The organism is Enterococcus sp. R12 (assembly GCF_058135755.1).
Genome location: NZ_CM176874.1, coordinates 1,210,907 through 1,225,014 on the forward strand (window position 1 = coordinate 1,210,907; position 14,108 = coordinate 1,225,014).

Genomic DNA, 14,108 nt, shown 5'->3' on the forward strand with positions numbered 1-14,108 from the left:
TCCCTGTTTTTCGTTTATTGAAGTACTTCTAACATCACATCTCCTTGGTCATCGCTGACATTTCCCGCATAGTTCGGTGTGATCAAAGATAGACCACCCTCCTTATTTGTAAATAGGTACAGGTTGTGGCTAAAATCAGGATTTCCATTGGAAGTGATCCCTTTTGCAAAGGTCAATTGAGTGTTCACTTTTACGGTGCGAATCCCATTGTCATTTGCTGAAAAGATGCGAATCTCTTTGGTTGCGATCGTATCGACTTGTGCTTCATAGCTTGCGCTGTCGTCGATCGAAATGATCAATGGGCTCGTATTTTGAATCGTGACAGCATCTGGTACATTGACGCCATGGAAATAAAAAGTCAGTGAAGGGCCATATTGGGAAAGATCAACGGCATATGGAAACTCGTTGGTGGATACTGAGCTTGCTGTCGTTTGCGTTGCGTCAGAGTGGTCCGTCGATTGCTGGCTTGAGGTTGAAGTTTCTGAAGTAGAGGTTGACGCTAAGGAGCTGCTTTCAGTCGTTTGCATCGTCGTACTTTGTTTGCTTACAGTAGACACATGACTTTGGCTTAGCTCGCTGGTTGATTGCGCGGTATCTTTTTCGTTGTTACAGCCTGTCAAAAGCCCCAAACTGACCAGCGTCAGTGTCCCAATCAAAGAAATTGTTTTTTTCATCGTTTGTTTCATCCTTTCCTTAGAATACTAAAACATCTAAAAAAAAACAAATTATTGTGTGAAAATGCACAATTATGTTGATATAGTGTTTAAATATTCTTTGGTGTTAAAGATATTGTAGTCCAGAACACTGAAAAAGAATAGGAAGATTTTGCTGAATTTTTCGTCAATTCTATCATAAAACATTCATGAACGCCCGCAGTAGCTGGCAAATTTTGTATAATAAAGTGTTAGCCATTTCTGGCGACTTGCGTAACGCAGGGATCTAGATTAAAATACCTTGGTATAGAAGAATGGGTGGTGAAGAGGATGGAAAAAGAACGGATGGGGCAATGGTTAGCCTTTACGAATCAGCATCAAGCGATCGAAGCTCGTTTGGAGCAAGCCCTCAAAGCAGAAAGCAATCTGTCTTTGAATGAGTATTACGTGCTTTATTACTTAGAAAAGACCCCCAATCATAGTATGCGCCTCAATGATTTGATCGCCCATTTTGATCTGAGCCAAAGTGCGATGTCACGTATGATCATGCGCATGGAAGACAAGCTGTGCGGTGTGATCGAACGGCATTCTTGTCAAGATGACAAGCGGGGGATCTATATTGATTTGACCCAATTAGGGGAAAAGAAACTGCAGCGTTCAAAAGTCGTTTTTGAAAAAGTCTTGGAGGAAATGCTAGACTAATGATGTTTTTCACTTGTTTTCTCCTTGATTCTTTTGTAATATAGATGCATGTGCATGTATATTTTGATAAAGGGAAAAAAGATGCACCGATTTGCTTTAAGGATCTCTTTGGACAACCAAGCCAGTCAGATCCACAAAGCGAAATGAATCCAATGGAAAAGGTGGGAAACCCATGCGAAATGTAACAGATAAAGCAACATTTAAGCGCGGATTGCAGTTGAAAAATCGAATCATTATGGCACCAATGACGACCAAGATGTCCTTCTTTGATGGGGTGATTACGAAAGATGAGTTGGCTTACTATGGCTTACGCTCTGGGGAAGTCGGAGCAGTCATCACAGCGGCAGCCAATGTCCAAGAAGATGGCAAGGGCTGGGAAGGGGAATTAGGCGCTTACGACGATGCCTTTTTACCTGGATTAAGTAAATTAGCCAGCACCATCAAAACCAATGGGACCAAAGCTATTTTACAGATTTTTCATGCCGGTCGGATGACGGATGACTCGGTCCTACGAGGAACACAACCGATTTCTGCTAGCGCAGTTGCTGCCGAACGACCAAATGCCCAGGTTCCCCGAGAAGTCACAGTAGATGAGATTTTAACGATTATTGAAAACTTTAAAAAAGCTACCGAACGGGCGATCAAGGCGGGGTTTGATGGCGTAGAACTCCACGGAGCCAATACGTATTTGATCCAACAATTCTTTTCTCCGCACTCAAATCGTCGATCCGATGAATGGGGTGGCTCACTAGAGAACCGTTATCGTTTTATTGAGAAGCTCGTCGATGAAGTATTGGAAACAGTGGACCAATCAGGTGTGAAGGAGTTTATCGTCGGTTATCGTTTTTCACCGGAAGAATTCGAAGAACCAGGGATTCGCTTTGAAGATACGTTGTTCTTAGTGGACCAACTGGCAGAAAAAGGATTAGACTATCTGCACATCTCCCTTGCGGATTATACCCGCAAATCGATTTCAAAAGCGTACCAAGCAAAATCGATGTTGGCGTATGTCTATGAAAAAATCGCTCAGCGGGTTCCTTTGATTGGTGTAGGGGATGTCCGAACATCGAAAGATGCCGCGGGCTTGCTAGAACATGCAGACTTTGTAGCAGTGGGCCGGGCATTGTTGATCGATCCTCATTGGGGACAAAAAGTCTTAGACGGTCAAGATGCGTTGATCCGCACCACGGTTTCTACTTACGAACGTGAGGAACTCGTATTACAAAACGGCGTTTGGGGTTTTATGGAAAACATGATGCCAGATCGCCTAAATGAAGAAAAATAAGCAGACAACCACCTTTGCCTTGGGCGAAGGTGGTTTTTTGATAGAAGGAGAGGAACGATCCGATTATTTTCAATTATGAACATCATTCTTTATAATTGATGTAATAGTAAGCGTTTGCTTTATTTTTATGCTGTTGGGGATGAGGAGAGAATCATATTGGAGGGAGAAAAATGAAAAAAAGTAGCTTGTTTTTGCTAGTAATTGTCACAGGGGTGTTGTTCGCTGGTTGTGGAGGAAATCAAGAAACAGCAGATTCACAAGATTTTGCCAGTACAGATGAGAATACGCTGACTGTTTGGGCTTGGGACACAAATTTTAATATTCCAATTATGGAAAAAGCTGGGGAATATTACAATGCGGACAATGATGCAATCGACCTTAATGTCGTCGAGATGTCCAACGAGGATACCAAACAAAAAATGGTTTCATCCTTTACTTCAGGGGTCTCCGAAGGTTTGCCAGACATCATTTTGATGGATGACTATGATGTGCAGAACTATTTGCTGAACTACGAAGGAAAATTTGCAGAATTATCGGAAGACATCGACTTTGACCAATTTGCTCCTTACAAAGTAACGAATGCGACCTATCAAGAAGGCGTTTATGCGGTTCCTTTTGATTCAGGTTCTGCTGGACTCTACTACCGCAAAGATTATTTAAGTGAAGCGGGGATCGATGAAAGTGAACTCACCAATCTAACCTGGTCCAGATTTGTGGAGATTGGTGAGACAGTCAAAGAAAAAACGGGGAAATGGTTCGTTGCGTTTATTCCAAATCGCGGCACTCATTATATCCAGATGGCGATGCAGTCAGCCGGATTATGGTATTTTGATGAAGACGGAAACATATTTTTGAAAGACAATCCTGCTATTCGTGAAATGCTGCCGATCCTGAAGACGATCGAAGAAAAAGAGTTGGCAAAACCAGTAGATTATTTTGCGCCAGAAGGGATCGGTGCAGTGACGAGTGGAGAAGTGGCAGCAGTCAATTCAGCCATCTGGTTTTCAGCGACGATCCGCTCCGCAGAAGATCAAAAGGGAAAATGGGGCTATACGAATCTTCCCCAATTAGAGACAGTGTCTGGAGCGACACCTTACTCGAACTTGGGTGGCTCTAGCTGGTTGGTGCTCAATGACTCACCAAATAAAGCGTTGGCCATTGATTTTCTCAAACAAGAATTTGCTGGGAATGATGAATTCTATCAAGAGATTTTAGTAGAAAATGGGGCAGTGGGGACTTACCTACCCTCACAAGAAGGAGAAGCTTATCAATATGAAGATCCTTTCTTTAATGACGCCCCAATCTATAAAGATTTCTCCAGTTGGATGGCGGACATCCCCGCCGTTGATTACGGGGTAAATACCCAAGCGGCAGTGGATGCCTTGCGTGGGGGAATGCAAAGCTATTTTGATGGTGCCATGTCCTTAGATGATATGTTGACGGAAGCAGAAAACACCTACAAGATGCAAGTCGGCGAATAGCCGACTTGTGTTGCTTAAGGAGTGATGAATATGCAAAATACGATCAGAAAAAAGCGCCCCAAAAACCAACAAGTCTGGGGATTTATTGGCCTTTCTTTAGTATTCAGTAGTGTCTTTTTGCTGTATCCCATCGTCTATTCCTTATACCTTTCCCTGCATCGTATGCAGGGACTGCAATCGGTTTTTGTCGGCTTCGGCAATTACCTGCGCATGCTGCAGGATACGATTTTTCAAAAAGCTTTACTCAATAATTTTATCTTTCTGATCTTTCAAGTACCGATCATGGTGTTGTTGGGTCTTCTGCTAGCGTTTGTTTTGAACACGCCGAAGCTTGTAGGACGCTCCTTCTTTAAATTGGCGTTGTTTCTACCCTGTGTCACCTCGCTGGTTTCCTATGCAGTTTTATTTAAAATGATGTTTCAAATTGGCGGGATCGTTAATCAAGGGCTGCTGAACATTGGCTTGATTACGCAACCGCTAGATTGGCTAAATAATCCGCTTCTAGCAAAACTGACCGTTATTATTGCGTTGTGCTGGCGTTGGACAGGCTATAACATGATTTTTTATTTGGCAGGATTGCAAAATATCTCGGATGACACCTTAGAAGCAGCTGCGATCGATGGAGCGAATGGGTTTCAAAAGTTCTTTTTCGTAGTGATCCCGCAACTGAAGCCGGTGATCGTTTTCACAACCATCACCTCCACCATTGGGACGATCCAGCTCTTTGATGAAGTGGTGAATCTAACAGGTGGTGGCCCATCCAATGAGACGTTGACTGTCGCCCAACTGATCTATAATCACTCCTTTGTCTATACGTCAAATTTTGGGTACTCGGCTACGCTTTCTTGGGTCTTAGTGATCATCATCGCTCTTTTATCTGTGATCCAGTTGAAACTCTCGAAAACGAATCAATAAAAGCGATAGAAAGGAGCAGCTATGAAAGTTACTTTAGGTGGATGCATAAAATATGGATTTTTACTGATCGTCTCATTTTTTTCGATTTTTCCGTTTTACTGGATGATGGTGGGCTCTACCAATACCGCCAATCAAGTTGCCGAAGGGAAACTGACTTTTGGGAATCAGTTAGCAAGCAATTTTCAGGTGCTGTTCAGCAATTACGACATCCCATTGATCATGTGGAATTCCATCAAGATTTCATTGATCACCGTCCTCGTCAGTCTACTGGTCACTTCTTTGGCTGCCTTTGGATTTGAGAAGTTTCGAACGCGGGCGAGTGAAGGGATTTATGCGCTTTTTCTGTTATGTATGATGGTGCCACTGGCAACTTTGGTGATCCCTTTGTTTAAGATGATGGCAGGAATGCAGCTAGTCAATCAGCACGTGGCGGTCATTTTGCCATTGGTCAATAACCTGTTTCTGATTTTCTTTTTTCGCCAGAACTTCAAGTCTTTTCCTGACGGTATTTTAGATGCGAGTCGCATCGAGGGGGCAACAGAGTACACGATATTTTTCCGAATCGTTTTTCCTATGATGCGCTCGACCTATGCTGCCGCTGCCATCTACGCCTTTATGAACGCATGGAACAGTTATTTGCTACCCTTGGTCTTTTTGCAAACGGAAAGTCGTCAAACCATGACATTGCTGATTTCCAATTTATCGTCAGCCAGTTACGTACCAAATTATGGCGTTCAAATGCTGGCGATCGTGATTGCAACGATCCCAACGTTGGTATTGTTTTTGTTTATGCAAAAAGGTTTTGTGAAAGGCATGACCGGTTCTTTGAAACTATAAGTAGCAATAACCAGCTTGGCTACTTCTCCAAAAGGTTGGGGAAGGCTTAACGCAGGGGGTGAAATAGCTTTCCCCAGATAAAAAACAATTGCAGTGAGAGGCATTATTTTAATAAATAGTCAAACAATTCAGAATCATTCATTTTTCTTACAAAAAGATAGCGCAAGTCGAGTTGATTGATAAAAAAACAATCAGTTGTTAGACTTAATTCAGGTTAAAAAAACAAAAAGGGGATGTAATGATGAAAAGAGGATTTAGAAATTATTTAGGTTCAGATGAGCGGGAGGCAGGCTACAATTTGTCTTGGGGGTCTATCTTTGCAGGGGTCGTAACATTTATCGCATTGTTCATGACACTGTCAATGATCGGCTCAGCAATCGGTTTTGGTTTGGTGGAACCAACATCAAATAATCCATTAGATGGTGTTGGGACAGGACTATTGATTTGGACAGTGATTACCTTCGTCTTGGCATTATTCGGTGCTGGTTTTGTTTCTGGTGTTGCTGCTCGACGTGTCGGATTGGTTCATGGTTTCTTAACATGGGCAACAAGTATGATCGTGATGATGGTTATGCTCTCTTACTTAACGATCGGTGCTTTTTCTGTAGTCGGTTCACTTTTAGGAAACGTTGCTTCTGCTGTCGGCAGTGGTGTTGAAACAGTGGCATCTGGTGCTGGCGATGTCGCTTCAAAAGCCTTCGATGAAATAACAGGAAACATGGAAGACGTCAATACAGATGAATTACAAGCAAACGTCAATGATGTTTTACAAGATACCGATGTTCCTGAATTGCAACCAGACTACTTGCAAAATCAATTGTCTGATGCGACAAACGACATCAAAGATGCTGGCAAAGACATTGCAACCAATCCAAATGATGCCGATAAAATCATTGATGATTTAGCAAGTAAATTGCAAGATCGTGCTACAACGATCGGTGATTCAGTGGATGAAGAAGCAATTTCAAATGCAGTGGCTCAAAACACAGATCTAAGCCAACAAGAAGCGGAAGAAGCAACGAACAATATCGTGAACGGCTTACAAGATGCTTCTGATGAAGCACAAAAACAAATCGAAAATGCACAACAAAATCTTGAACAAGCCAAACAAGACATTGACCAAGCAGTGGAAGACGCTCGTCAAAAAGCGGAAGAAGCAAGTGATGCAACCGCCAAAGCGTCCATTTGGGGCTTTGTGGCAATGGTCTTAGGACTCGTTCTTACGTCAATTGGTGGTATGGTGGGTGCAAACTTAGTCAAAACTGCTGACCACGAAAATCGTATCTAATTCACCTCTCACAAAGAGAGTTAGTGATCCATAAACCATTGAACAGCGTTCTGCCAAAGACTCAAATGGCAGCAGCGCTGTTTTCTGCTTTTAAACAAGCGGTTAAAAATCCCCATTGACGAGTGATTTTTCTCATGCTACACTGGCTCTGAGGATTGTTACCGCTTTAGGCGGGCTATACCTATTTTTTTGTGTGAAGAAATCTAAAGAAGAATAGGGTCGTTAAAATGAACGTAACAAAAGTGATCAATAACAACATTGTGATTTCTGAGAATGAGGAAAAACAAGAATTGGTCGTCATGGGCAAAGGCTTAGGCTTTAAGAAAAAGCCAGGCGATGTGATCGACGATACCAAGATTGAAAAAGTCTATCTCAGTACACAAGAGTGGAATGTCACAAAACTAACCCAATTACTTTCTTCTATCCCTATCGAACATATTCAAGCAGCGAATGAGATCATCAGTTTTGCAAAAGTTTCCCTTGGGAAAAAATTGAGCGAAAAATTGTTTCTGACGCTGACCGATCATATCAATTATGCTATCGAGCGCTATCAAAATGGCATGGAAATCAAAAATGCCTTGCTATGGGAGATCAAGCGGTTTTATAACCATGAATACCTCATTGGCAAAGAAGCGTTATCGATCATCAAAAATCGCTTGGCGATCGAGCTGCCAGAAGATGAAGCCGGCTTCATTGCATTGCACATCGTCAATGCGGAGTTGGATATGGCGCAGGTCAGTCAAGTATCGGAAATGGCGAAGATCATTCAGCATATCCTGAACATCGTCAAATATCATTTTTCAATGGAGCTTGATGAGTATTCATTGAACTACGAACGCTTTGTGACCCATTTGAAATTTTTTGTCCAGCGCTTATTCAGCGGAACAAAGCTCGATGATGCAGGAACCGGCAGTTTTATTTTTATGTTGAAAGACCGCTACATGAAGGAATATGCGTGTGCGCTGAAAATCAGCGACTACATCAACAAAGAATTCGGTAGACCGTTAGAAGAAGACGAATTGATCTATTTAACTATACACATCAAACGAATAACAAGTGCTTAGGATTGTTACTGGATTGGCAGGCTATACCTAAATGAACTCCCAAGGGGTTCGTTTAGGTATTTTTTTATGTTTTGACACACGAAAAGCAAACGAAGGACCAAAATAGGAGGAACGACATGAATTACAAAGAGTTAGCAAAAACGATCATCACCAATGTTGGTGGGGAAGAAAATATCCAAAGCTTGACCCATTGTGCGACCCGCTTGCGCTTCAACTTGAAAGATGACAGCAAACCCCAAGAAAGTACCTTAAAACACACACCAGGCATCATGGGTGTGGTCAACAAAGGTGGACAGTACCAAGTGATCATCGGCAGTGATGTTGGCAATGTCTACAACGAAATCACTGCCCAAACCAATTTGATTAGTGATCAAGAAACAGAAGAAGACGATCGGGGACGTGTAGCGAAAATTATCGATACGATCACTGGGATCTTCACCCCGATCTTGCCAGCCATCACGGCAGCTGGGATGTTAAAAGCGGTCCTTTCGTTGCTGGTGGTCTTCAATGTCTTGACGGCAGAAAGTCAAAGTTACCAAATCCTAAACTTTATGGCAGATGCTGCGTTCTACTTCTTACCGATTCTACTGGCTGCTTCTTCTGCGCAAAAGTTCAAAGCCAACATGTATCTGGCGATGATGGTGGGTGGAATTTTACTGCATCCCAACTTCATCGGTATGGTGACAGCAGTCAATGAGTCAGGTGGCGGCATCCATTTGTTCGGTTTGCCGATTTCACCAGTGACCTATTCATCATCGGTGATCCCCATTATCTTAAGTGTCTGGTTCATGTCTTACGTTGAACCGATTGCTGATAAGGTCTCACCAAAAGCAATCAAATTCTTTAGCAAACCGTTGCTGACGATCTTCATCGTAGGGACGGTAGCATTAGTTGCTTTAGGTCCCCTAGGCTATATGATCAGTGAAGCGATTTCCGCAGGGATCCAAGCCTTAGAAACGGTCAGCCCATGGATCGTTCCGTTATTGATCGGTGCCTTCACCCCATTGTTCGTGGCAACGGGTACCCACTATGGATTGGTTCCTATCGGTATCAACAACCGAATGACCACAGGTTATGATACAGTGATCTATCCTGGCATGCTGGCTTCAAACGTCAGTCAGGGAGCTGCAGCTATCGGCGTTGGTTTCAAATCAAAAGATTCTACAATCAAACAATTGGCATTTTCTGCTGGTCTGACAGGTCTATTCGGCATCACTGAACCAGCGTTGTATGGGGTCAACTTACGGTTTAAAACACCTTTGTATGCAGCAATGATCGGTGGCGGATTTGGGGGTCTGTTTATGGGAATCATGCGTGTCCGCAATTTCTCAGGCGGTTCACCGGGCCTATTGACTTTGCCAAGCTATATCGGCGATGACACCTTACGTCATTTGACCAATGCCTGCATTGGTGCGGCAATCAGTATCGTGGTCACATTTATTGCGACATTATTCTTATACAAAGACCCTGTCACAGAAGAAGCACCTGAAGCAACACCAACAGACAAAGAGCAAGAACCAACCCATCAAATCAGCGGCGCGGAGATCAAAGCACCTTTAAAAGGGGAACTGAAAAACCTACAAGCAGTCAATGACGGCATGTTTTCAGAAGAAATTCTTGGACAAGGGGTAGCGATCGAGCCAACCGTTGGAGAAGTGCTAGCACCAGTCAACGGGACTGTCACAGCAGTCTTTGATTCCAAACATGCCATTGGATTGACCAGTGAGGAAGGCATTGAGCTGCTGATTCACGTGGGGATCGATACGGTGCAATTGAATGGTGAAGGCTATGCCTATCAAGTAGAAAAAGGGCAAAAAGTATCAGTTGGTGATCCATTGATTACATTTGATATCGAGTTTATCAAAGAAAAAGGTTATCCAGTGATCACGCCGATCGTTATCACCAACAGTGCAGAAGTGGGCGACATTTTGACGGCAAACAGTGGTCCGATTACGTTTGGCGATCAAATCATCAAAGTGATCGGCTAAAAAAGGAGAATAAGACATGGGATTTCCAGAAAACTTTTTATGGGGCGGCGCTACAGCCGCCAATCAATGTGAAGGCGGGTTTGATCAAGGGGGGCGTGGACTTGCCAATGTCGATGTGATTCCGACTGGCAAGGACCGACGAGCAGTCATTACCGGCAAGCGTGAGATGCTTGCCTTTGAAGAAGGGTATTTTTATCCAGCAAAAGAAGCGATTGATATGTACCATCATTTCAAAGAAGATATCGCCTTATTTGCGGAGATGGGCTTTAAAACCTATCGTTTATCGATTGCTTGGTCAAGAATTTTTCCGAAGGGCGATGAAGAAACCCCTAATGAAGAAGGCTTGCGCTTTTATGAGGAACTGTTTTTGGAGTGCCGCAAATACCAAATCGAACCCTTGGTGACGATCACGCATTTTGACTGTCCGATCCATTTGATCAAAGAATACGGCGGTTGGCGCAACCGTAAGATGATCACCTTTTATGAAAATCTTTGTCGGGCGATCTTCACTCGCTACAAAGGATTGGTGAAGTACTGGCTGACCTTTAATGAAATCAATATGATCTTGCATGCCCCGTTTCTCGGTGCAGGGCTGACCTTTGCTGAGGGCGAAAATGAAGAACAAATTAAATACCAAGCTGCTCATCATGAGTTAGTCGCTAGTGCGTTGGCAACAAAAATCGCCCACGAGATCGATCCAGAAAACAAAGTAGGCTGTATGCTGGCAGCGGCTAGTTATTATCCTTACAGCTGCAATCCGAAAGATGTCTGGGAAAGCAAAAAAAGCGATCGCGGCAACTATTTCTTTATCGATGTGCAATCGCGAGGAGAATATCCAAATTATGGTTTGAAGATGCTAGCGGAAAAAGGAATCACTTTGGAACAAACCGCCGAAGATACGGCTTTATTAAAAGCCCATACCGTCGATTTTATTTCCTTTTCTTACTATGCCTCTCGGGTCGCTGCTTCAGAAGATTCCGGTGTTGAGAAAACGGAAGGCAACTTGTTCCCGACCATTAAAAATCCGTATTTAGAAGCGTCGGAATGGGGCTGGCAGATTGATCCGCTTGGTTTGCGGATCACGATGAATGATCTTTATGATCGTTACCAAAAACCGCTTTTCATCGTCGAAAATGGTCTAGGAGCGGTGGATACACCAAACGAAGATGGAAAAATCAATGATGTGTATCGCATCGAGTATTTACGTGCGCACATCGCTGCGATGAAAGAAGCCATTGACCAAGACGGTGTGGAACTGTTGGGCTATACTTCATGGGGCTGTATCGATTTGGTTTCTGCAGGAACCGGAGAAATGAAGAAACGCTATGGCTATATCTATGTCGATCGCGACAATGAAGGCAATGGCACATTAGCCCGCAGCAAAAAGCAATCCTTTTATTGGTACAAAAAGGTGATTGCCTCAAATGGGGAAGATTTGGCTTAAGCCAGTTCATTTATAAAAAGTAAACAAGGGTGTTCCGCTTTTTCAACTAGCGGGATACCCTTGTTTTATTGATTTTCAGAATTATAAACTCGTGGTGTTGCTCGGTCGTTTGCGATAGTTGGAAGGGGTCAAAGCGGTCTCCCTTTTGAAAAGTGTCGTAAAGTAATTCGGATCATCAAACCCAGTTTCCAATGCGATTTCGATGATTTTTAAATCCGTATGGAGTAAGAGATACTCCGCTTTTTTGATGCGGAACTTATTTAGATAGGTAAAAAAGCTCATCTGGAAATTTCTTTTAAAAAAACGGCAGAAATGTTCTTTGCTATAGCCAATATATTGACTGATTTCCTCAAGTGTCACTGGGCGTTGATAATTTTCTTCAATAAAAAGTAGGATTTTCTTGCATTTGTACGTATTGAGTTTGCTTTTACTGTCGATAGGTTTCTTATTGCGATTAATGTATTGGCTATTTTGACAAAGATATTTAATAAATAAAAAGAGTTCCGCTTTGATCGCCAGCTCATACAATGGTTCCTTTAATGCAAATAAATCTATAATATGAGTCAATGCCTGTTGAATGTTCATATGAGAAACGAAATCACTTGTGATGTGAATCGCTTGCTGATCCGCGGAATGGAGCAACGGGTCCAGATAGGACTGCTGGATCAAATCAGAGACGCGGCTCTCAATAAAGGTCGCGTCAAAGACGATAGCAAAGAAGGTACAAGCTGTTTGCTGATAATTTAATGCCTCATGTAGCTGATTGGCAGGGATAAATACAAGCTCGCCTTCTTTAGCGATGTAAGAAACACCTTCGACCTTTATTTCCATCTTTCCTCGAAAAATATATAGGATCTCAAGCTCGCGATGCCAATGGGTGTGGATCATATTTGCTTGATCAGCAGGATGATTTGTCAAATAAACACTGACTGGAAACAAGCTGTCACCATGTTCCGTGATCTCTTTTAAAGAAGTATCAATATCATATTCACTAGGGTTTGGCGTAAAAATATAGGGTTGGGTCACCATCTGTCTCCTCCGTTTTCATCAATATTACAAGGTATTTCGGCTAAGATAACGATTACAGAAGGGCCGAAATATCAATATAATCAATTTGTGTTCGAATTGATTGAGGAGGGAACAATGATGAAAAAGAGAATTTTGTTGACGGCTGCTACTATGTTAAGTGTGATCGGAATTGCTGGTTGCGGAAATTCTGGAAGCGGTACCTCAGATGATGGTAGTGTAACACTAGAAGTTTTTAACATCAAGACAGAGACTGCAGAACATATGGATCGATTGGTTGCGGCTTTTGAAGAAAGCCATGAGGACATAAAAATCAATATGACTACTGTAGGTGGAGGAACGGACGCCACAGCGGCTCTCCAATCAAAATTTTCATCTGGTGATGAACCGGACATTTTTATGCTGGGGGGACTAGCAGATACGCAAACATGGGAACACAAGTTATATGACCTTGGGGAAACAGAATTAGCCCAAAAAGCAATTGAGGGAACGTTGGAAGGGGCAACACTGAATGAGACAGTCTATGGCTTGCCGATGAATATCGAAGGCTACGGTTGGCTGATCAATAAAGAGCTGTTTCAGCAAGCGGGAATCGATAGTGAAGCGATTGAAACATTTGCCGATTTTAAGGAGGCAGTAGAAACGTTAGATAGTAAGAAAGAAGAGTTAGGATTAGACGGTGTATTCGGCTTCAGCGGCGGTGAAACATGGGTTTCCAGTCAATTCAGTTCGAACTTTTTTGCACCTGAATTTAATGATAGCTTGAAAGAAACACTGGAAGCCAAAGAGCTTCATTTAACTTATGAGGCACAACTGAAAGACTACGCTGATCTGGCGATCCAATACAATGCTCAACCGTTGGAATCAATGGATTACAGCACGTCAGTCGAAGAATTATTTGCCAGTGAGAAGGTTGCCATCATTCATCAAGGCAATTGGATCGTTCCTACATTAAACAGCTTGGATGATACATTTGCAAAAGAAAAATTAGCGATCGTCCCAATGCAAGTGGGAGACGGCAGCAAAATCGTAGCCGGACCAGCTTGGTATTGGGGTGTCAACAAAGATAAGGAACAAGAAGTGATCGATGCCTCCATACAATTTTTGACATGGATGTATACCGATGAAGAGGCGATGACCGCGATCATCGATGATTTTGAGTTTATTCCAGCTTATACGAACTTCTCCAGTGACGATATTTCTGATCCGTTGTCCAATGACATTTATACGTATTTAACGAATGGACAAACGGTTCCTTGGGTCCATAACTCTTATCCAGATGGATACGGACAAAATATTTTTGGGGTTCAGTTCCAGGCCTATGCAGCCGATCAAATCTCATGGACTGAGTTCACTGATCAGCTGAAAAGCAGCTGGGCGCAAGAACGTCAATAACCAAAGTGATGCCTATCCTGCAGTGATGCG

The 14,108-nt window shown here is 42.8% G+C and carries 12 protein-coding genes; 10 read left to right on the plus strand and 2 right to left on the minus strand.

Going from position 1 to position 14,108, the window contains the following annotated elements:
• Positions 1 to 14 precede the first annotated feature (14 nt).
• Positions 15 to 674 carry a hypothetical protein gene (locus ACTW1R_RS05650; RefSeq protein WP_270290538.1) on the minus strand — a complete coding sequence of 220 codons (660 nt, stop codon included), beginning with the start codon at positions 672 to 674 and terminating at the stop codon, positions 15 to 17.
• A gap of 309 nt (positions 675 to 983) precedes the next feature.
• On the opposite strand from ACTW1R_RS05650, the gene ACTW1R_RS05655 reads away from it, so the two are divergent.
• The 9 genes from ACTW1R_RS05655 (at position 984) to ACTW1R_RS05695 (ending at position 11,657) form a co-directional block, all read left to right on the plus strand.
• Entirely contained in the window at positions 984 to 1,355 is a 372-nt protein-coding gene (locus tag ACTW1R_RS05655) for a MarR family winged helix-turn-helix transcriptional regulator (protein WP_016608175.1), read from the plus strand.
• A 172-nt stretch (positions 1,356 to 1,527) separates the two neighbouring features.
• Positions 1,528 to 2,640, plus strand: a complete 1,113-nt coding sequence (locus tag ACTW1R_RS05660) for an NADH-dependent flavin oxidoreductase (RefSeq protein WP_016608173.1) — start codon at positions 1,528 to 1,530, stop codon at positions 2,638 to 2,640.
• A gap of 170 nt (positions 2,641 to 2,810) precedes the next feature.
• Positions 2,811 to 4,121 (plus strand): ABC transporter substrate-binding protein, encoded by a 1,311-nt coding sequence (locus tag ACTW1R_RS05665; protein WP_156235443.1) that lies wholly within the window; start codon positions 2,811 to 2,813, stop codon positions 4,119 to 4,121.
• A gap of 30 nt (positions 4,122 to 4,151) precedes the next feature.
• Positions 4,152 to 5,036, plus strand: a complete 885-nt coding sequence (locus ACTW1R_RS05670; protein WP_156235441.1) for a carbohydrate ABC transporter permease — start codon at positions 4,152 to 4,154, stop codon at positions 5,034 to 5,036.
• Positions 5,037 to 5,057: 21 nt separating this feature from the next.
• The gene (locus tag ACTW1R_RS05675; RefSeq protein ID WP_270290537.1) at positions 5,058 to 5,873 is read left to right on the plus strand and encodes a carbohydrate ABC transporter permease; all 816 of its coding nucleotides are present in this window, start codon (positions 5,058 to 5,060) and stop codon (positions 5,871 to 5,873) included.
• A gap of 241 nt (positions 5,874 to 6,114) precedes the next feature.
• Positions 6,115 to 7,161, plus strand: coding sequence for a DUF2189 domain-containing protein (locus tag ACTW1R_RS05680; protein ID WP_196228629.1), 1,047 nt, complete (start codon positions 6,115 to 6,117; stop codon positions 7,159 to 7,161).
• A gap of 227 nt (positions 7,162 to 7,388) precedes the next feature.
• Entirely contained in the window at positions 7,389 to 8,225 is an 837-nt protein-coding gene (gene licT / locus ACTW1R_RS05685; protein WP_010747835.1) for a BglG family transcription antiterminator LicT, read from the plus strand.
• A 116-nt stretch (positions 8,226 to 8,341) separates the two neighbouring features.
• Positions 8,342 to 10,213, plus strand: coding sequence for a beta-glucoside-specific PTS transporter subunit IIABC (locus ACTW1R_RS05690; RefSeq protein ID WP_325836312.1), 1,872 nt, complete (start codon positions 8,342 to 8,344; stop codon positions 10,211 to 10,213).
• Between the two features lie 16 nt (positions 10,214 to 10,229).
• On the plus strand, positions 10,230 to 11,657 hold the full coding sequence (locus ACTW1R_RS05695) for a 6-phospho-beta-glucosidase (protein ID WP_128431841.1): 1,428 nt from the start codon (positions 10,230 to 10,232) through the stop codon (positions 11,655 to 11,657).
• Positions 11,658 to 11,738: 81 nt separating this feature from the next.
• On the opposite strand, the gene ACTW1R_RS05700 is transcribed toward ACTW1R_RS05695, so the two are convergent.
• Positions 11,739 to 12,686 (minus strand): AraC family transcriptional regulator, encoded by a 948-nt coding sequence (locus ACTW1R_RS05700; protein ID WP_016608166.1) that lies wholly within the window; start codon positions 12,684 to 12,686, stop codon positions 11,739 to 11,741.
• Between the two features lie 117 nt (positions 12,687 to 12,803).
• Between ACTW1R_RS05700 and ACTW1R_RS05705 the strand changes: the two genes are divergently transcribed.
• On the plus strand, positions 12,804 to 14,078 hold the full coding sequence (locus ACTW1R_RS05705) for an ABC transporter substrate-binding protein (RefSeq protein ID WP_489927493.1): 1,275 nt from the start codon (positions 12,804 to 12,806) through the stop codon (positions 14,076 to 14,078).
• Positions 14,079 to 14,108: the final 30 nt, after the last annotated feature.

Excerpts from the sequence above, each read along its gene's own strand:
- ACTW1R_RS05650 (WP_270290538.1), bottom strand. The coding sequence starts at position 674 with ATGAAAAAAACAATTTCTTTGATTGGGACACTGACGCTGGTCAGTTTG.
- ACTW1R_RS05705 (WP_489927493.1), top strand. The coding sequence starts at position 12,804 with ATGAAAAAGAGAATTTTGTTGACGGCTGCTACTATGTTAAGTGTGATC.
- ACTW1R_RS05670 (WP_156235441.1), top strand. The coding sequence starts at position 4,152 with ATGCAAAATACGATCAGAAAAAAGCGCCCCAAAAACCAACAAGTCTGG.
- ACTW1R_RS05690 (WP_325836312.1), top strand. The coding sequence starts at position 8,342 with ATGAATTACAAAGAGTTAGCAAAAACGATCATCACCAATGTTGGTGGG.
- ACTW1R_RS05660 (WP_016608173.1), top strand. The coding sequence starts at position 1,528 with ATGCGAAATGTAACAGATAAAGCAACATTTAAGCGCGGATTGCAGTTG.
- ACTW1R_RS05700 (WP_016608166.1), bottom strand. The coding sequence starts at position 12,686 with ATGGTGACCCAACCCTATATTTTTACGCCAAACCCTAGTGAATATGAT.
- ACTW1R_RS05695 (WP_128431841.1), top strand. The coding sequence starts at position 10,230 with ATGGGATTTCCAGAAAACTTTTTATGGGGCGGCGCTACAGCCGCCAAT.
- licT (WP_010747835.1), top strand. The coding sequence starts at position 7,389 with ATGAACGTAACAAAAGTGATCAATAACAACATTGTGATTTCTGAGAAT.
- ACTW1R_RS05675 (WP_270290537.1), top strand. The coding sequence starts at position 5,058 with ATGAAAGTTACTTTAGGTGGATGCATAAAATATGGATTTTTACTGATC.
- ACTW1R_RS05655 (WP_016608175.1), top strand. The coding sequence starts at position 984 with ATGGAAAAAGAACGGATGGGGCAATGGTTAGCCTTTACGAATCAGCAT.
- ACTW1R_RS05665 (WP_156235443.1), top strand. The coding sequence starts at position 2,811 with ATGAAAAAAAGTAGCTTGTTTTTGCTAGTAATTGTCACAGGGGTGTTG.
- ACTW1R_RS05680 (WP_196228629.1), top strand. The coding sequence starts at position 6,115 with ATGAAAAGAGGATTTAGAAATTATTTAGGTTCAGATGAGCGGGAGGCA.